General features: G+C 30.0%; 17 protein-coding genes. 3 read left to right on the forward strand and 14 right to left on the reverse strand.

Translation table 11 applies throughout. From position 1 onward, the window contains the following. Window positions 1-16 precede the first annotated feature (16 nt). Window positions 17-781 carry a LytR/AlgR family response regulator transcription factor gene (locus BET03_RS08420; protein WP_120169290.1) on the reverse strand — a complete coding sequence of 255 codons (765 nt, stop codon included), beginning with the start codon at window positions 779-781 and terminating at the stop codon, window positions 17-19. Next, window positions 781-2490, reverse strand: coding sequence for a sensor histidine kinase (locus BET03_RS08425; RefSeq protein ID WP_120169292.1), 1710 nt, complete (start codon window positions 2488-2490; stop codon window positions 781-783). Before BET03_RS08425 ends, BET03_RS08420 begins: the two co-directional genes overlap by 1 nt. 293 nt (window positions 2491-2783) lie before the next feature. On the opposite strand from BET03_RS08425, the gene BET03_RS08430 reads away from it, so the two are divergent. Then, window positions 2784-2957, forward strand: a complete 174-nt coding sequence (locus BET03_RS08430; RefSeq protein WP_120169294.1) for an asparagine synthase — start codon at window positions 2784-2786, stop codon at window positions 2955-2957. 479 nt (window positions 2958-3436) lie between these two features. On the opposite strand, the gene BET03_RS08435 is transcribed toward BET03_RS08430, so the two are convergent. Together BET03_RS08435 and BET03_RS08440 are read right to left on the reverse strand one after the other, a co-directional pair. Next, window positions 3437-3625 carry a DUF378 domain-containing protein gene (locus BET03_RS08435; protein ID WP_120169296.1) on the reverse strand — a complete coding sequence of 63 codons (189 nt, stop codon included), beginning with the start codon at window positions 3623-3625 and terminating at the stop codon, window positions 3437-3439. Between the two features lie 65 nt (window positions 3626-3690). Next, complete coding sequence (locus BET03_RS08440) at window positions 3691-4533, reverse strand: HAD family hydrolase (RefSeq protein WP_120169297.1); 843 nt, start codon at window positions 4531-4533, stop codon at window positions 3691-3693. A gap of 265 nt (window positions 4534-4798) precedes the next feature. Here BET03_RS08440 and BET03_RS13835 point away from each other — a divergent pair, with 265 nt between their 5' ends. Then, window positions 4799-5467: a peroxiredoxin gene (locus tag BET03_RS13835; protein WP_243096898.1), complete on the forward strand. Its 669-nt coding sequence runs from the start codon at window positions 4799-4801 to the stop codon at window positions 5465-5467. Window positions 5468-5503: 36 nt separating this feature from the next. Here BET03_RS13835 and BET03_RS08455 read toward each other — a convergent pair whose 3' ends face one another. Continuing rightward, entirely contained in the window at window positions 5504-6805 is a 1302-nt protein-coding gene (locus tag BET03_RS08455; RefSeq protein WP_120169301.1) for a M18 family aminopeptidase, read from the reverse strand. A gap of 23 nt (window positions 6806-6828) precedes the next feature. After that, window positions 6829-8286: an aminoacyl-histidine dipeptidase gene (locus BET03_RS08460; protein WP_120169303.1), complete on the reverse strand. Its 1458-nt coding sequence runs from the start codon at window positions 8284-8286 to the stop codon at window positions 6829-6831. 215 nt (window positions 8287-8501) lie between these two features. Between BET03_RS08460 and nhaC the strand changes: the two genes are divergently transcribed. After that, window positions 8502-9908 carry a Na+/H+ antiporter NhaC gene (nhaC, locus tag BET03_RS08465; protein WP_120169305.1) on the forward strand — a complete coding sequence of 469 codons (1407 nt, stop codon included), beginning with the start codon at window positions 8502-8504 and terminating at the stop codon, window positions 9906-9908. A 66-nt stretch (window positions 9909-9974) separates the two neighbouring features. Here nhaC and BET03_RS08470 read toward each other — a convergent pair whose 3' ends face one another. The 8 genes from BET03_RS08470 to BET03_RS14060 all read right to left on the reverse strand — a co-directional run bounded on the left by BET03_RS08470 (window position 9975) and on the right by BET03_RS14060 (window position 17380). After that, a complete protein-coding gene (locus tag BET03_RS08470; RefSeq protein WP_120169307.1) occupies window positions 9975-10472 on the reverse strand; it encodes a 4Fe-4S binding protein in 498 nt (165 codons plus the stop codon). Window positions 10473-10573: 101 nt separating this feature from the next. Beyond that, a complete protein-coding gene (locus BET03_RS08475; RefSeq protein WP_243096897.1) occupies window positions 10574-11089 on the reverse strand; it encodes a GNAT family N-acetyltransferase in 516 nt (171 codons plus the stop codon). Then, a complete protein-coding gene (locus BET03_RS08480) occupies window positions 11061-11780 on the reverse strand; it encodes a hypothetical protein (protein WP_120169309.1) in 720 nt (239 codons plus the stop codon). The genes BET03_RS08475 and BET03_RS08480 overlap by 29 nt, the downstream gene beginning before the upstream one ends. A gap of 34 nt (window positions 11781-11814) precedes the next feature. Further along, the gene (locus BET03_RS08485) at window positions 11815-12483 is read right to left on the reverse strand and encodes an HAD family hydrolase (protein ID WP_120169311.1); all 669 of its coding nucleotides are present in this window, start codon (window positions 12481-12483) and stop codon (window positions 11815-11817) included. A 181-nt stretch (window positions 12484-12664) separates the two neighbouring features. Beyond that, window positions 12665-13765 (reverse strand): tRNA 2-thiouridine(34) synthase MnmA, encoded by a 1101-nt coding sequence (mnmA, locus tag BET03_RS08490; protein WP_120169313.1) that lies wholly within the window; start codon window positions 13763-13765, stop codon window positions 12665-12667. 144 nt (window positions 13766-13909) lie between these two features. Then, window positions 13910-15220, reverse strand: coding sequence for a Na+/H+ antiporter family protein (locus BET03_RS08495; protein WP_120169315.1), 1311 nt, complete (start codon window positions 15218-15220; stop codon window positions 13910-13912). Between the two features lie 79 nt (window positions 15221-15299). Then, complete coding sequence (hutH, locus tag BET03_RS08500) at window positions 15300-16826, reverse strand: histidine ammonia-lyase (RefSeq protein WP_120169317.1); 1527 nt, start codon at window positions 16824-16826, stop codon at window positions 15300-15302. 260 nt (window positions 16827-17086) lie between these two features. Further along, window positions 17087-17380: a TnpV protein gene (locus BET03_RS14060; RefSeq protein WP_423246976.1), complete on the reverse strand. Its 294-nt coding sequence runs from the start codon at window positions 17378-17380 to the stop codon at window positions 17087-17089. Window positions 17381-17731 lie beyond the last annotated feature (351 nt).

The raw sequence follows: 17731 nt of genomic DNA on the forward strand, positions 1-17731 counted from the left end.
TATCTAAATTACAATTTTAGTCAATATTCATCAATTTTCTAAACTCTTTACAATGATTCCTACTAACTGGTATCTTTTCCTTATTATTCTTTAACTTTACTTGATATGTGCTATTAAACCAAGGTTCAATTTCTTCTATAAAATCTAAATTAACAAGAAAACTTCTATGACTTCTAAAAAAATTATGGTTCTTCAATTTTTCTTGTAATTGACTCAGTGTATTATTAGTTTCAAATTCTCCCTTAGTTGATACTATTACAGTATTCTTTTCTTTTACAGTAGCATAAATTATTTCATCAAGATCTAATGGAATTAGTCTACCATTTTTATATACTGAAATCTTATCAACCTTTTCATTTCTACCTTTAATTTCTTTAATAAGTTTCTCTAATTTATTTTCATAATCATAATTTTTAGCTTTGTATAAATTTATAGCCTTTTTTATAGATTTTTCTAATCTTTCTTTACATAATGGTTTTAATAAATAATCTATAGCATTTACTTCAAAGGCCTTTATTGCAAATTGATCGAATGCTGTAACGAAAATAATCAAAGGTACATGTGTTGAATCCAGTACTTTTTCCGCCACTTCTATTCCTGTAATCTGTGGCATTTGTATATCTAGAAAAATTAAATCTGGTCTAAGTTTTTCATTAAGCTTTATTGCTTCTACTCCATTACTTGCCTCTCCAATTATATCTATTTCATTAAATTCTTTTAAAAGGAATTTGAGTTCTTCTCTAGCAGGCATCTCATCATCAACTATAATTGCTTTTAGCATTAGCTTACCTCCTTAAATCTTTCAGAAGTATCTTTAGGAATCCTCATTGTAACTATTGTTCCTTTTCCTAGCTTACTGTTAATTTTCAAACCATACTCTTTTCCATATTTATTAATAAGTCTATTATTTACATTAATAAGTCCTACAGAGCTAGTTTCTTTATTCTGAGAAAATAAGGAATTTACATATAATGTATCCATTCCAACTCCATTGTCTTTTACAATTAGCTTTACTTCATCTACTTCGTCTATAGCTTTTATTTCAATAGTTCCACCTTCTAGTTTTTCCATTATACCATGCTTTACAGCATTTTCTACAATTGGTTGTAATATAAGGGGTGGTAAATAACAGGTTAGATTATCAGGTATATGGAATTTTACCTTTAATTTTTCTCCAAATCTGGCCTTCTCTATTTCTAGATAGGACTTTACATGTTCTATTTCTTTATATAATTCAACCTCTTCTTTGTTTTGCTGTAAATTCTTTCTAAAATAAGATCCTAAATGTAATAATAATTCCCTTGCCTTATCTGGCTTTATCCTTACAAATGAAACTATAGTATTTATAGCATTAAATAAAAAATGTGGATTTATTTGTGCTTGAAGTGCTTTTAATTCAGCATCTTTAAGGAGTTTAGCTTGATATTCAACTTTACTTACCTCTATTTGAGTTGAAAATAATAATGCAAGACCTAATGCTAACTCTACATCAATTTGGGTAATAGATTGTTCTTCAGTTTTATATAGTTTAAGAGTACCAATTACTTTATTTTTTTCTTTAAGTGGAACTATAATTGCAGATTTTAAGCTACAGCTATCATTATTACAATCAATTTCCCTTTGTGAATTCGCTACTTTATATTTACCAGTTCTAATAACTGATTTTGTCAAATTAGTTTTTATAGGATTGCCTAGTTTATGGTGATCTTCACCTGCACCAACATGGGCCAAAATCTTCTCAGTATCTGTAAAAGCAACTGCCTTTAAATCAGCCATATTATATATAATCTGAGCTGTTTTATATGCTGTATCTGTATTAAACCCTTTTCTGAAATACTTTAAGGTTTTATTTGCAATTTTTAAAGCTATTTGAGCTTGATATGCAGCTGCCCTTTCCTGATCTTTAAAAATACTTTCTGTTACTGCTATAAACATAGATATACCTATTGAATTAACTGTTATCATTGGTATCCCTATTATTTCTACTAATTCTAAAGCTTGAGAAAATGGCTTAGCTACTATTAAGATAATAATCATTTGGACAAGTTCAGCAAATGCCCCTGCTACAAGGGAAAACATCCACTTATTTTTGGATTTATAAAATTTCTTACTTAAAATACCAGCAAGTATTCCTTCTACAGTTGTAGAAATTCCACAGGCTACAGCAGTAAATCCTCCTATATCTATAGCCCATCTATGCAAACCTGCAATAAATCCTGACATTATTCCAACAAAAGGTCCCCCTAATAAACCTCCAGCAAATACACCAATAACCCTTGAATTAGCTAAAGCACCTTGTATTTTTATCCCTGAATAAGTTCCAATTATACCGAATATCCCAAAGAAAATTGATAATATGAATTTATCTAAAATACTTACTTTTCGTTTTGTAACTAAATTCCTAAAAAGCTTTGCTTTTGACAAAATAAAAGCTAAAACTATTATAATCCCAACTCTATTAACTAATCCTGTTAAAATGTGTAATATCATTTATAACACCTCTTTTATAAAAACTCTATAATTATTTTATAACATTTTTTTGATAAGTTAAATATCCAATGGAATTTGAATCTCATATTTGCTATAAAAAATTATCTTTAAAATGTAGATAAAAAACTTTGTATCTTAATTTTGTAATTTTTGGATAAATAGTTTATATTTTGAATAATTTCAGTAAATTTTTAATACATTTCCTTCCTTTTTTTCCTTATAAAAATAATTATTTTTTCAGTATTTTTATCAAAAAATAATAATACACTATTATTATTTTAGGAGGTAATTTAATGAAAGCAAGGGAAGGTTTAATCCCAACAGTATTAGGAACTGCAGTTACTGCATCAGCTCTAGCTGCAAAAAAATCAATTCCTACAACTTTAGCATGGGGAATAGCTGGATTTGGACTTGCTCATATATTGTTAGGAACTATTGATTTAATCGAGCATCAAGAAAGTAGATAATTTTTATTACAATTGCTAGGATATTGTTGGGGGATTATTAATCCCTCAGCAATTTAAATAAAGAACAAATGCGTCTGACGACGCTTTGTTAGACCTCAGCCCCTAGCTCTTAGCTCTTAGTTTTAAGGTCAATCTTTAGGGATAAAAACATTATTTGCAGCGACAAAATCGACTTTGTCGATTTGTTAGTTAATTGTTATTTGTCTTATTTCAGCAATTCATAGAAATATACTTACTTATACAATAAAAAAAGCGAGCAAAGCTCGCTTCCGCTAGGGGAACCTAGTTCCCCTTCGGCGGGTACTTGGTACCCTGAGCACCCCTCTAATACGGCAGGGGATTTCATCCCCTACAACCCCTCTTTTTTATTGTCTTACAAAATTTTCAATAATACTTAAATACAGTATTCTTCTTTATTTCAGCAATTCATAGAAATATACTTACTTATACAATAAAAAACCTGAGAAATTTCTCAGGTTCTAAAAAATTAAGTATAAAATTGTAAAAATACCTGAAAGACCGATTAAAGTATAAGCTATTCTAGCTCCTAAAGAAGTTTTAGATTTAAAAATAAATTCTATTAGGTCAAAGTTAAAAAGTCCTACTAGCCCCCAATTAATAGCACCCAAAAGGATTAATATTGAAACTATTGTTTTTAATATAGACATCTCCCCAACTCCCCATAAAAAGCTTTTACTAAATTATATTATTTATAATAGTTGTACTATTCTTATTAAATACAAATATTAAAAATATCTTTTAGAATATAGGCAACACCTGCTTCATCATTCGTTTTTTTTGTTATAATATCTGCTACTGCTTTTACTTCTTGGGTAGAATTTTTCATTCCTATTCCTAATCCAGCTTTTTCTATCATTTCAATATCATTATTATCATCCCCAATGGCAACTATCTGATTAGCAGCTATCCCCTTATCTTCTGCATATTTTTTTAATGATAGCCATTTTGACCCTAAAGGATTCATCACCTCTAAAAGGGGGCCAATTTTGGAATTGTTATTCATTATATGGGTATTAAATTTACTGGGATATTCCTTCTTCAGTTTATTTTGAAAGTATTCAAGGGTTTCATAATCTCCTTCATAACAAACTGCCAATGTCTTATTACCATCATATTTTAAAATATCGTCAATTTCTTTATGTCTAAAAATATTTTTACTAATATAAGGTGAATACTTTTTCTTTTCATCATCTAATTCTATTATAAGGTCATATCCTTCTTCATAGTGGTCAACATACATAATAGGATTTAAACCTAATCTATTACTTTCTTTTACTAATGTTATAAAGTCATTCCTATCTAAATATTTAGAAATCAGTACTTTATCATCTTGAATTCTTCTTGCAATATTACCGTTGTTGGCCATAACTACCAAATCAATATCTAATTTTTTTACAAACTCTTTTGCTGACCAATATCTTCTTCCAGTTGCTATTACAATCTCTATTCCCTTTTTATATAGTAATCTTAAAACTTTTATGTTTTCCTTTGGAAGCTTTTTATTTGTTGTAAGTAATGTTCCATCTAAATCAATCGCTAATAATTTATATTTCATTTTTAACACCTCTAAGTTAGATTATTTTAACCTCTTTTTATTTATTATTTCTCTATCTTTATCTTCATTAATACTTTATTTTTACAAAAGCTTTTATATTTTTTAAAAAACGAATCATTTATAACTCTTATTTTGAATTATATAACAATCTTTATCTAAGTTAAATCTAAATGTCAAGTAACCTATATATTTCATATATTAACTATAAAGGAGGTTGTAAATAATGAAAAATCCATATTGGTATTACATGCCAAGGCAAAATCCTATGAAATATTATTCTCAAAATAATTATATACCTAAAAATGAAAAAGAAAGGGAATTAGAAATAGAAGGAAAGTTAAAAGGGCCCATAGAAGGTGGGTACTATTGTGATTATTTTGATTTAGGGGATTCAGCACCAGATTTCACTTTAGAAGGTGTTTTCTGTGGAAACAGGGGAAAATTTACCCTTTCTGATTATAAAGGAAAATGGGTTTTATTATTCTTTTATGGTTCAGATTTCACATTTGTTTGACCTACTGAACTTGCAGCAGTTGCTGCTAGATATAAAAAATTTAAAGAATTAAATACAGTTGTTTTTGGTATAAGTACTGATAGCATTTATTCCCATAAAATATTTACCCAAACCTCACCTTCTGGAAGAAAAATTAATTTCCCATTATTATCTGATAGAACTCAAAAAGTATCTAAAGAATACGGTATATTAAACGAAAAAGAAGGTTTTGCTTATAGAGGAGCTTTCATAATTGACCCTGAGGGAACAATTCAAGCTATTATAATTAATCCTCAGCCTGTTGGTAGAAATATAGATGAAATTTTAAGAATAATAGCAGGTCTTCAATATAATAGAAGAACAGGCTTAGCTGCCCCAGCTGGGTGGAAACCTGGTGAAAAAGGAATAAAAACTGGATGGGAATACGTTGGAAAATATTAAAAATAAATGGCAGTCTAAATGACTGCCATTTATTTTCTAAAGTTTATAATACTCTTCAAATGATTTTATTATATAATAGTGGTCTTTAACTCCTGATAACTCCCTTACAGAGTGCATAGCTAATATTGGATTTCCAATATCTATAGATCGAATATCCAATTGACTCCAAGATATTGGTCCAATTGTTGAGCCACCTCTTTCATCTGAACGATTAACAAATTTTTGTACAGGTATATCTGAATTTTTACATATCATCTCATATACAGAGTTTGAATCACTATCTGTTGTATATGCAAAATTTGCATTAATCTTTATTACAGGACCTTTATTTATTATTGGTTTATTAACTGGATCATGCTTTTCTGTATAATTTGGATGTAATGCATGGGCCATATCTGCTGATATAATAAAGGAATTATATATAGCTCTAAAGAAATCTTCCCTTTCTTTTCCTAAGCTATAAACTATTCTCTCTAAAATATTTCTAAGCATTGGAGATCCTGCACCCTGTTTTGTACTACTTCCTATCTCTTCATTATCAAAACATACCATTACATTTGTTGCTTTAGCAGGTTCAGTATTTATTGAAGCCTTAATACCTGCATGTACCATAGCTAAATCATCAAGTTTTCCAGATAAAATAAATTCACTTTCTGCCCCTACAATTTTTCCTTTTTCACATTCATATATAAATAAATCAAAATCTAAAATATCTTCAGCTTTAACATTTAGTTCTTCTGCCAATAACTTTATTAAATAATTATCCTTCTCAAATTCTTCATTAATAGTAGAAACTAATGGCAATACATCTTTCTGTTTGTTTATTTCAATACCTTCATTTACTTTTCTATTCATGTGTATTGCCAAATTTGGAATAGTCAAAATAGGCCTTTTAATATTAACAAGCCTTATTTCTGGGTATAATGGATTATCACTCTTTAGACTTACTCTACCTGCAATTGATAATGGTCTATCAAACCAAGTATTTAATATAGGGCCACCATAAACTTCTGTATTTAGTTTAAGATAGCTATCCTCAACAACCATTTCTGGTGATGGTTTTATTCTAAATGTTGGACTATCTGTATGGGCTCCTATCATTTTAAATCCATCTTCTTCTATTTCTCCAGTTCCTACTATAAAAGCAACTATTGCAGAGTTATTTTTTGATACAAAATATTTTTCTCCTTTTTCTAACTTCCATTTTTCTGTTAATTTTAACTCTTTAAACCCATTATTTTTTAACATATCCTTTGTATTTTCTACAACATGAAATACACTAGGGCTTTCATATATAAAATCTATTAATTCCTGTGCCAACTCCAGTTCTTTGTTCACCTTTATACCTCCCATATTGTTTCTTATTTTATCTCCTTAAGCACTTCAAGAAGATATTCCCAAGTTCTCTTAGTAGATGATATACTTAAATGCTCATTAGGAGTATGTACATCATACATATTAGGTCCAAAGGATATCATATCTACATCTTTAATTTTTTCTCCTAAAAGGCCACATTCTAATCCTGCATGAATTGCTGTTACTTCTGGTTTCTTATTATATAATTTTTCATAAACTTTAACAAATATATCTCTAATGTATGAATCTTCTCTATACTCCCATGCTGGGTAATCTCCTTGCTTTACTATATTAGCACCGACTACCTTTGCTGCAAGCTCCATTCGTCTTACAATTTCTTCTTTTAAGCTCCTTACTGAGCTTCTCACTGCACTATCAAATGAAACTTCATCCTCTGTAGTTGTTATAACTCCTAAGTTAGTTGAACTTTGAACCAATCCTTCAATTTCTTGGCTCATTGTTTGAACTCCATTTGGTATTAATGCTAATAAAGAAATAACTTTATCTACGGTATCATTTGAAAAAACTTTATCAACTTTTTTATTAGATTTTTCTAATTTAATCATAATATCTGGATCTGAAGATTTTAGTTCATTTTTAAATGTATTATTCCAATATTCAATCTTATCTTCTAATTTCATTTTATCTTCAGGTGAAACTAATATTGTAGCTTCTGCTTCCCTTGGAATAGCATTCATTTTAGCTCCACCATTAATGTCAACTAATGAGTATTCAATTTCTGAATTTAAATCATCTAATATTCTTCCTATTAATTTATTGGCACTACCTCTACCTTTATCAATTTCCATTCCTGAATGGCCACCTTTAAGGCCTTTTATTTTTATGTTATATGTATCGAAGTTGTCATTAACTTCTTGCCATTTAATAGGAAGCTTTATTTTAACCCTTATTCCTCCTGCACAGCTAACTAAAAGTGTCCCCTCTTCTTCTGAATCTATATTTATAAGAATTCTTCCTGATAAGTATTCTGGATTAAGTTTTGAAGCACCACCCATTCCTGTTTCTTCTTCTGTTGTTATTAATACTTCTAATGGAGGATGTTGAATGTCATCAGAAGCAAGAATTGCCATACAATATGCAACAGCTATACCATTATCTGCTCCTAATGTAGTTCCTGAAGCACTAACAAAATCTCCATCTACTTTTAGCTTTATTGGGTCTTTTTCAAAATCATGCTGAATATCTTTCTCCTTTTCACATACCATATCCATATGGCCTTGAATAATAACTGTAGGAGCGTTTTCATACCCTTTAGTACCAGGCTTTTTAATAATAATATTTAAAGCTTCATCTTGAATTACTTCTAAATCATGTTTTTTAGCAAAGTCTACTAAATAATTACTAATTTCCTTTTCATTGCCAGAACCTCTAGGTATCTTAGATATCTCTTCAAAATATTGAAATACTTTTTTTGGTTTTATATTACCTAATATATTAGCCATAATAATCCTCCTTTAGCAATTATAATACTTTTAATACCTCCTATTATATTATTATATTTTTTTACCTCTTTTCCTTCTTATACCCTCATATTAATAGTAATATTTTGTCGATAATGTTTGAATTGTCAGAATTTTTATGTTATAATTCATAATATCTTTGTAAATATTAATTTTTTTTAACAAACATTAAATTTTTTTCAAGGAGGATTTTTTTAATGGAACAATCTAAAATTTCTTTTAAACAGGCAATTATTCCTGTTATTTTTCTAATCGTTTCCTTATTTGTTACTCTGCAATATTGGGGAGGAGATCCTCAAATACCGATAATTGCATCAGCCGGAGTAGCAGCTTTTATAGCAATAATGAGCGGTCAACCGTGGGAAGATTTGCGTGATGGAATGGTTCATACTATAGGTATGTCAATGCAAGCAATACTTATTCTTGCAATAATAGGTATGGTAATTGGTACTTGGATATTATCAGGTGTTGTACCAACAATGATTTATTATGGATTACAAATTCTTTCTCCAAGTATCTTTTTAGTTGCTACATGTTTAATATGCTGTGTTGTATCTCTTGCCACTGGTAGTTCATGGACAACAGCAGGTACAGTGGGTATAGCACTTATAGGTATAGGACAAGGATTAGGTATTCCTCTTCCTATGGTAGCTGGTGCTATAATCTCAGGTGCCTACTTTGGAGATAAGATGTCACCTCTTTCAGATACAACGAACCTAGCTCCTGCTATGGCTGGGGCAAACCTTTTCGATCATATTAGGCATATGATATATACTACTGGTCCTAGTTTAATTATTGCTTTAATATTATATGGATTTCTTGGAAGCAAATACGCTGGCAAGGCTTTAGATACTGCAGCTATTAATAATATTTTAGAAACTTTAGCATCTAATTTTAATATAAATCTCCTTTTATTACTTCCACCTGTACTTGTTATAGTCATGGTAATATTAAAGATACCAGCAATTCCTGGTTTAATAGGTGGAACAATATTAGGAGGAATCTTTGCAGCTATTTTCCAAGGAGCTGGAATGACTGAAATAATTAGTGCTGCACATTACGGTTTTGCAGCAGATACAGGTGTTGAAGCAGTAGATACACTATTAAGTCGTGGTGGATTAGATAGCATGATGTGGACAATCTCACTTATATTATGTGCAATGTGTTTTGGTGGAGTTATGGAAAAATCGGGTATGCTTAATGCTATTGCAGAGAAAATCCTTTCTCTTGCAAACAGTACTGGATCACTAATATTAGCTACTATCTTAACATGTATAGCTACAAACATACTAGCAGGAGACCAATATCTAGCAATAGTAATTCCTGGTAGAATGTATAAGAAGATGTACGATGATAAAAAGCTTCATCCAAAGGTTTTATCTAGAACCTTAGAGGATGCAGGTACTTTAACGTCTTCCCTTATTCCTTGGAACTCTGGAGGAGCCTACATGTATTCAACATTAGGTGTTCATCCATTCGCTTATGGAATGTATGCATTCTTAAATCTTATTAACCCAATAATAGCTGTTATTTATGGATATTTAGGATTTACAATTGAAAAAATTTCAGATAAAGATATAGCTGAACAAGAACAAACAGCTTAGATAATATATACAAAGAAGGCCAATGGTGAATTCACCATTGACCTTCTTTGTTATCTATATTAAATTTTACGCACTTTTTAATTTTTTGTTTTGGATTTTGCTATCTTGAGCCTTTTTAATTAAACCAGTAGCATGACCCATTGGACATACTTGACACCAGCTTCTTGGCTTATATATAACACCCATAATTATTCCAATTGCTAGTGACATACTCATAAATCTAAACACACTAAATGCTATTCTTTTAAAATTCCATCCAGCATGATATAGAGAAATACTAAATACTGTTATCATTAATGTTAATAGTATATTTTTAAATGTTTTTGTTCTCATCCATTTTGGTAAACTATTTTGTAAACTTATTCTTGCTAAAAATTTTCCTAAAAGTGAACCCCTTGGACAATATTTTGCACAATGAACTTTACCTCTTCCTCTAATTGCATGGTAGATAGGTGCACCCATACATACAAAGCCAAATATTCCAAATCTAATATCTAGAATACCTAGTAATAAGAATGATACCATAATAATCCATGACCAACTCATATGTGATTTTTTTGCCATAAACATCCCTCCTGTTGATATTGTTATATCTATATATTATGATATTATGATATATTTTTCAATAGTGTTACTAAAATCCGCAATTTTCTGAAACTTTTTTATTATAATCTCAACTCATAAGAATCTTCTTTTTCATTTCCTGCTACCTTAACAAACCCTAATGACTCAAATAAATTCCTAGACCTCTCATTATATTTATATATACTTGGTATATATATCTTCTTAAGCTTTATATCTTTAGCCCTATTTATTAATTTACTAATTACCTTTTTTCCAATTCCTTTACCCCAATATCTTTCTTCTCCAATAACTATAGGCATATTTTTTTCAGATAGAGTAACATCTCCAATAGCTTTCCAATCTTCATTCTCGAAGACCTCAATAAAATATAATTCACCTATATTACTTAAGTGTTTATACATTCTTTTAATAACTTCCATGCTATAAACCTTTGTAGTAACCCCTTCTGAATAGTACAAAACTTTGGGATTTTGATACCAATTTAAGGCTTTCTTCCAATCTTCCTCTTTTGTTCTTCTTAATCTTAATTTTTTGTTTATACAAATAATTTCTGGTTGTTTTATATTTTCAAATGGCATTTTTGTTCTCACCTTCATTTAAACATTTCAATTTTTTATTCTCTCTTATATATTTATCTAATATCTCTTTGTCATCAGATTCTATTCTTATTGTAATCTGCTTAGTAGGCTCTTTGGTAAACCAAGCTATAAATTTACTATTCTTAAGAATAATAATCAAATCATAATAAACTCTTTTTTTATTTAGTAATTTTCTTTCATAATACTCTCCCCATTTATACCCAACTATTTTATCCCATTTATAGTTCCCCTTATTTGTATATATACCGCTTTCACAGATTTGTCCTTTTTTTATTCCAGTATAAAAATTAACTAGTCCTGATAAGGATGTAGCCAATCCACCTAATAGTTTATAAAAACAAGATAAAGCTAAATTAAGCTTAAAAGTATCTTTTATTAGTTTATTATTAGAAAAATAGCTTCTTAAACTGTCTAAGTATTTCTCATCAAAAAATTGTAATATATTTGTTATATACCTTTTCTCATATAGATACCTTACATCCTTAATATCCCTTTGAATAAGCGTAAAAAGTATTAGTGATAAGCCTATACTAAGGATACCTAAGATTATGTTACTATTTAAGCTTCTAGGTATTTCTACAATAATTTCATAAGCCCTAAGCTTTCCTTTGATATAATCTATAATTGTTTTATTTATGGTTATAAAAATAAGCAAAACTGTAAATAGTAAAAGAATTTTAGTCGCCATTTTATACTTTTTACTCCTTTATTTTATATTTAAATTATTCCTTTACTAAATCTTCTAATATCTCTATATTAATGTCACCTATAGAATCTACTATTAAATCAGCCTGTGAAAGGTCTTGATTACCTGAATTTATATTTTTAAACCCAATACATTTCATATCTGCAGATTTAGCTGCACTTACTCCATTCCTTGAATCTTCTACTACAACACATTTTTTAGGATTTACATTCAACTTTTCTGCTGTATGTAAAAATATATCTGGGTTTGGTTTTCCATTTTCTACTTCTTCTCCACTTACAATATAATCAAAAAATTCCGTTATGTTTAATTTCTCTAATATAATTTCTATCAATTTTTTAGGTGAAGAAGAAGCTACTGCAATTTTAACTTTTTCCTTACTTAATAACTTAATTAACTCTTTTACATGTAAAACCATAGGTAAATTTTGAGCATTAGTCATATAATGAAATATAGAATCTTCATGAAGTTTAATTAATTCGTCTATCTTATGTTCTAGATTATATTGGCTAATAATTTTTTCCCACATTCCTTCCATTGTCATTCCAACAAAGGAATGATGTTCTTTCTTAGAAATTTCTATATTTAATTTTTTAAATAGTTTTCTCTCGATGTCAAAATATATTGGTTCACTATCAATTATTACACCATCCATATCAAAAATTACTGCTTGTAGCTCTTTCATATTATAAAACCTCCTATAATTACTGTAATTTTATAATGTAACTCTTATTCTTCTTTAGTTCTTTATATGTTATTTATAATTTCTCCATTTAATTCCATTTTCCTTTAAATAAATTGGTATAAAGTATGTATATTCAGATAGGTTACCTAAATAAAAAAGTGATGGCTTAAACCATCACCTTTTATAACCTATGTATTGCCTTATCAATTACTCCTCCACCTAAACAAACTTCTCCATCATAAAAAACTACAAACTGTCCTGGTGCAATTGCCCTTTGTCTTTCTTCAAATATTACTTTACATGTATTATCATCTTTCATTTCAACTTTAACCTTTTGGTCTGGTTGTCTATATCTAAACTTTGCTGTACATGTAAATGAAGTTCCTGGAGCCTCCCCACTTATCCAGTGAAGATCTGTTGCTATTAATCCTTCTGAAAATAATGCTGGATTTTTATTTCCTTGAGCAACATATAATATGTTCTTTTTAACATCTTTTCCTACTACATACCATGGTTCACCTGTACCTCTTCCACCAATTCCTAAGCCTTTTCTCTGACCTATTGTATAATACATTAGACCATCGTGTTTTCCTAATACTTCTCCTGTTTCATATGACTTTATCTTTCCTGGCTGAGCAGGAAGATAATTACTAAGGAAATTTTTAAAATTTTTCTCTCCAATAAAACATATACCTGTACTATCTTTTTTCGTAGCTGTTTTAAGTCCTTCTTCTTTTGCTATCTCCCTTACCTCTTCTTTTGTTAAATGTCCAATTGGAAACATAGCCTTTGATAATGCCTGTTGATTAAGATTGCATAAAAAATATGTTTGGTCTTTATTTGGATCTGCGCCCCTTATAAGACGGTACTTTCCATCTACAAAATCTACTTGTGCATAATGACCTGTAGCTAAGTAGTCTGCTCCCACTTTTAGGGCATAATCTAAAAAGGCTTTAAATTTTATTTCTTTATTACATAATACGTCTGGATTAGGTGTACGACCCCTTTTATATTCATCTAGAAAATAGGTAAATACTCTATCCCAGTATTCCTTTTCAAAATTAACTGTATAATATGGAATTCCTATCTGGTCACATACTCTTCTTACATCTGCATAGTCCTCTTCAGCAGTACAAACACCAGATTCATCTTCTTCATCCCAATTTTTCATAAATATGCCTACAACATCATATCCCTGTTTTTTAAGGAATAATGCTGCTACCGAAGAATCTACTCCACCTGACATTCCAACAACTACTCTTGTATTTTTAGGATCCTTCATTTCATACCACCTTCTTTTTTATATTCCTAAGTTTAGTATAACCTAATTAAATAATTTCTTTAAGAAATATAATAACATATTTATATAAATTATAAAATAAAGTAGTAAAAAAATCGGGGATTTAAATCCCCGATTTTTTTACTACTAAAATATCATAGCTCCTATGATACCAAATATAACTAATGGTATATTAAAGTGTAGGAAAGTAGGTACACATGTATCCCAAATATGGTCATGCTGTCCATCAGCATTTAATCCTGCCGTTGGTCCCAATGTACTGTCTGAAGCTGGGGAACCAGCATCTCCTAAAGCAGCAGCAGTACCAATTAATACTATGGTAGCCATTGTACTAAAGCCTAACGCTGAAGCTAAAGGTACATATATTGCCGCTATAATTGGAATAGTACCAAAGGATGTTCCTATTCCCATAGTTATAATAAGACCAAGTAGTATCATTACAGTAGCTGCAATAAACTTACTACCTGCCATCATTCCTGATGCTGCCTCAACTAAGGTTTCTACTCCTCCAGTTTCTCTAATAACTGCTCCGTAGCCTGATGCCACTAACATTACAAATGCTATAAATCCCATCATTGATACACCGTCTGACATTAAATCATCTATATCTTTCCATTTAATTGCTCCAAAAAGCAGCATAATAGTTAAACCTACTATAGCTCCAAGTGGTAAAGAGTCAGTTATTAATTGTATAACTAAAGCTGCAACAGCACCGATTAAAGCTACATAATGAGTTTTATTCATCTTCTGAGCCTTTTCCCCTTCTATAGTAGCTGCTGTTTCTGAACTTGCAATATTAACACTTTTATATATCCTAGGCTTTTTATAGGTTATAAATACTGCAATAAGTAATCCTAAAACCATTCCAAGACCAGGTAGCCACATGGCCTTCCAAACCATATTAGTAGCAATCTCCATACCGTTAGCTGTCATTTGGTCTCTAATTATATTATGGAAAATAAGACCAAACCCTACTGGTAATGCAACATAAGGTGCCTTAAGACCAAATGTAAGGGCACAAGCAACAGCCCTTCTATCAATGTTAAGTTTATTCATAACTCCAAGTAAAGGAGGTATAAGTATTGGTATAAAAGCTATATGAACTGGTATAAGGTTTTGTGAAAAACTACTTACAACTGCTATGATTAATATTAAGACCATACCTTTACCTTTAATAGTATCAGCTATCTTTCTAGCCAGAATACTTGCAACCCCTGTTTTACTTACTGCAGCTGCTAATGCACCTAATAGAATGTAACTTAAAGCTGTTTCAGCATTTCCTCCCATACCATCTACTAAAACACCCATTATTTCACCTACTGGCATACCTGCTAACAGTCCACCAACAATAGCAGCTACAATTAAAGCAATAATAACATTTAATTTCAAAAGACATAAAACAGTCATAACCAAAACAGATATAACAACTGGATTCATTAATTAGCCTCCTTTGTATAATTATTAAGTTGTATTAAGATTTTTTAATATTTTACTATACTTTTTCCCTTTTGTAAAGTTACTTTAATCTTCCTATTTTATCCTCAATTGCCTCAACAATGACATTTCCATCAATTAATTCTGCAATTTTATTTATATCAGTGTACATAATTCTATCTTCTTCTAGCTTCTTAACTACCTCTCTAACCTTTTTATAAGCTATCTTTGTCCCTTTACCTAGTTCATCAGGATTTTTGAAATCAACAGCCTGTGCTGCAGCCATTAGTTCAATAGCTAAAACCCTACTAGTGTTATATAGTATTTCCTTTGCTTTTCTTGCAGCTATTGTTCCCATACTTACATGGTCCTCTTGATTTGCTGAAGAAGGAATAGAATCAACACTAGCAGGATGGGCTAATACTTTATTTTCTGACACTAATGATGCTGCCGAATATTGTGTTATCATAAAACCTGAGTTTAGGCCACCCTTTTCTGTTAAAAATGCCGGTAATCCGCTTAACTGTGGGTTTACAAGACGTTCTATTCTTCTTTCTGATGAGTTAGCCAGTTCTGCCAATGCTATTCCTAAAAAGTCAAAGGCTAATGCCATAGGTTGACCATGGAAGTTACCTCCAGAAATAGCATCCTTATCTTCACTAAAAATTAATGGGTTATCAGTAGCTGAATTTATTTCAATATTTATCTTGTCAATAACATATTGGATAGCATCCTTACTTGCACCATGTATTTGTGGTACACATCTTAAGGTATAAGCATCCTGTACTCTTATTTCCCCTTGTCTTGTAGTAAGTTTACTTCCTTCTGTTAATCTTAATATATTTTTAGCACAGTTAATCTGTCCTGTATGAGGCCTTACCTTATGAACCCTTGAATCATAAGCATCAGTTATTCCATTTAAAGCTTCTAATGTTAATGCAGCAGCTATATCTGATAATTTGGTAAGATTTATAGCATCATAAGCTGTTAATGCACCTGCAGCTGTCATAACTTGAGTTCCATTAATAAGTGCAAGCCCTTCTTTAGATGTCAACTCTATTGTTGGAATTCCTGCCCTTTTCATAGCCTCTTTTCCATCTAGTACTTCTTCTTTATAATATGCTTTTCCCTCTCCAATCATTACAAGAACCATATGTGATAAAGGAGCCAAGTCTCCGCTTGCACCTAAGGAACCCTTTTCTGGAATAATAGGGTGTACTTGTTTGTTTAACATTTCGATTAAGGTATTTAATGTTTCTAGTCTTACTCCAGAGAATCCCTTTGCAAGGGCATTTGCCCTAAGTACCATAATAGCCCTTACAACATCTTCAGGAAATGGTTTTCCTACTCCACAAGAATGGCTTACTATTAAATTTCTCTGTAGGTGTTTTGTCTCTTCTTTAGAAATAACTACATCACTAAATTTACCAAAGCCTGTAGTAATTCCATACACTACTTTTTCTTTATTAACAAATTCATCTACTACTGCTCTAGATTTTTTTACTTTTTCTACTGCTTCATCTGTTAATTGCACTTTTACTTTACCCCTTGCAACTTGAATCAAATCTTCTAACGTTAAGCTCTCTCCATCAATAAATACTGTTTTCACTTTAACTCCCCCTTGTACATTTAATTCACTATCGGTTGAATTTCAAAATATTTTAAAATATCTTAATATTTTATAAATATTCTACCATATTAAGTAATTATTTTCAAAAAGAAAGCAAAAACTTTAGTAGTTTACTATGATAAAGTGATAAAATTTTAATTTGCATATTTTGTATATTTATACATTTTTCAATACATGTCATAACTAAAAAAGGAAAGAAGCAAAAATTTTTCTATAACTTCTTTCCTTTTTTAGAATTATTATTTAACTTCCTCCGGTTCTTTTTTCATTATTTCTTCCTCTAACATCTTCCTTACTATCTCTTTTGCCGTTTGATGTATCATTTGATTGTGTTGTAGATTCTTTAGGTAGTTGTGATACCCGGGATTTTCCTTTATCATTTTTTCTTCTATGTCTATCATCACTTCTTTTGCCCAACTGTTCAGATTCTCTATAAACTTGGTTATCTCCCCTGTTTTCATTAGTTCTTTGTATAGTTTTGGATTCAGTTCTGCCAGATAATTTTTTATTGTCCTTTTAAACATTCTTTTCATCTTCTTTAATATTCTTTTTTATCAATCTTGAATACATCTTATGTTACGGTTCTACCACTGAAAAATACACAATTATATAAGCTCTTTATCCTATGGAAATCTCAGAAATTAGAGCTTTTCTATATTTTTTTACCAAGCTAATTACTAAATTTATTAAAAGTAAATTCAAATATACTCTATATATTGAAATTTCAACAATTATATTAAATATATATTATAAATCGGTTGGTAAATTTTCCACCTCCTATTTAAAATCATTTTATATTTTTAAGTTTATATTATCATATTCTAGTTAATATTTTTGTCATATTTTGTTGATATTTATCTTTATTAGAAAAATGATATAAGATA

It is taken from the genome of Thermohalobacter berrensis (assembly GCF_003609645.1).
GTDB classification, from domain to species: Bacteria; Bacillota; Clostridia; order Tissierellales; family Thermohalobacteraceae; genus Thermohalobacter; species Thermohalobacter berrensis.

Coding starts and splice junctions, on each gene's coding strand:
- nhaC (WP_120169305.1), top strand. CDS start 8,502: ATGGAACAATCTAAAATTTCTTTTAAACAGGCAATTATTCCTGTTATT.
- BET03_RS08470 (WP_120169307.1), bottom strand. CDS start 10,472: ATGGCAAAAAAATCACATATGAGTTGGTCATGGATTATTATGGTATCA.
- BET03_RS08430 (WP_120169294.1), top strand. CDS start 2,784: ATGAAAGCAAGGGAAGGTTTAATCCCAACAGTATTAGGAACTGCAGTT.
- BET03_RS08435 (WP_120169296.1), bottom strand. CDS start 3,625: ATGTCTATATTAAAAACAATAGTTTCAATATTAATCCTTTTGGGTGCT.
- BET03_RS08480 (WP_120169309.1), bottom strand. CDS start 11,780: ATGGCGACTAAAATTCTTTTACTATTTACAGTTTTGCTTATTTTTATA.
- BET03_RS08475 (WP_243096897.1), bottom strand. CDS start 11,089: ATGAAGGTGAGAACAAAAATGCCATTTGAAAATATAAAACAACCAGAA.
- mnmA (WP_120169313.1), bottom strand. CDS start 13,765: ATGAAGGATCCTAAAAATACAAGAGTAGTTGTTGGAATGTCAGGTGGA.
- BET03_RS08485 (WP_120169311.1), bottom strand. CDS start 12,483: ATGAAAGAGCTACAAGCAGTAATTTTTGATATGGATGGTGTAATAATT.
- BET03_RS08420 (WP_120169290.1), bottom strand. CDS start 781: ATGCTAAAAGCAATTATAGTTGATGATGAGATGCCTGCTAGAGAAGAA.
- BET03_RS08460 (WP_120169303.1), bottom strand. CDS start 8,286: ATGGCTAATATATTAGGTAATATAAAACCAAAAAAAGTATTTCAATAT.
- BET03_RS08440 (WP_120169297.1), bottom strand. CDS start 4,533: ATGAAATATAAATTATTAGCGATTGATTTAGATGGAACATTACTTACA.
- BET03_RS08425 (WP_120169292.1), bottom strand. CDS start 2,490: ATGATATTACACATTTTAACAGGATTAGTTAATAGAGTTGGGATTATA.
- BET03_RS14060 (WP_423246976.1), bottom strand. CDS start 17,380: ATGAAAAGAATGTTTAAAAGGACAATAAAAAATTATCTGGCAGAACTG.
- BET03_RS08495 (WP_120169315.1), bottom strand. CDS start 15,220: ATGAATCCAGTTGTTATATCTGTTTTGGTTATGACTGTTTTATGTCTT.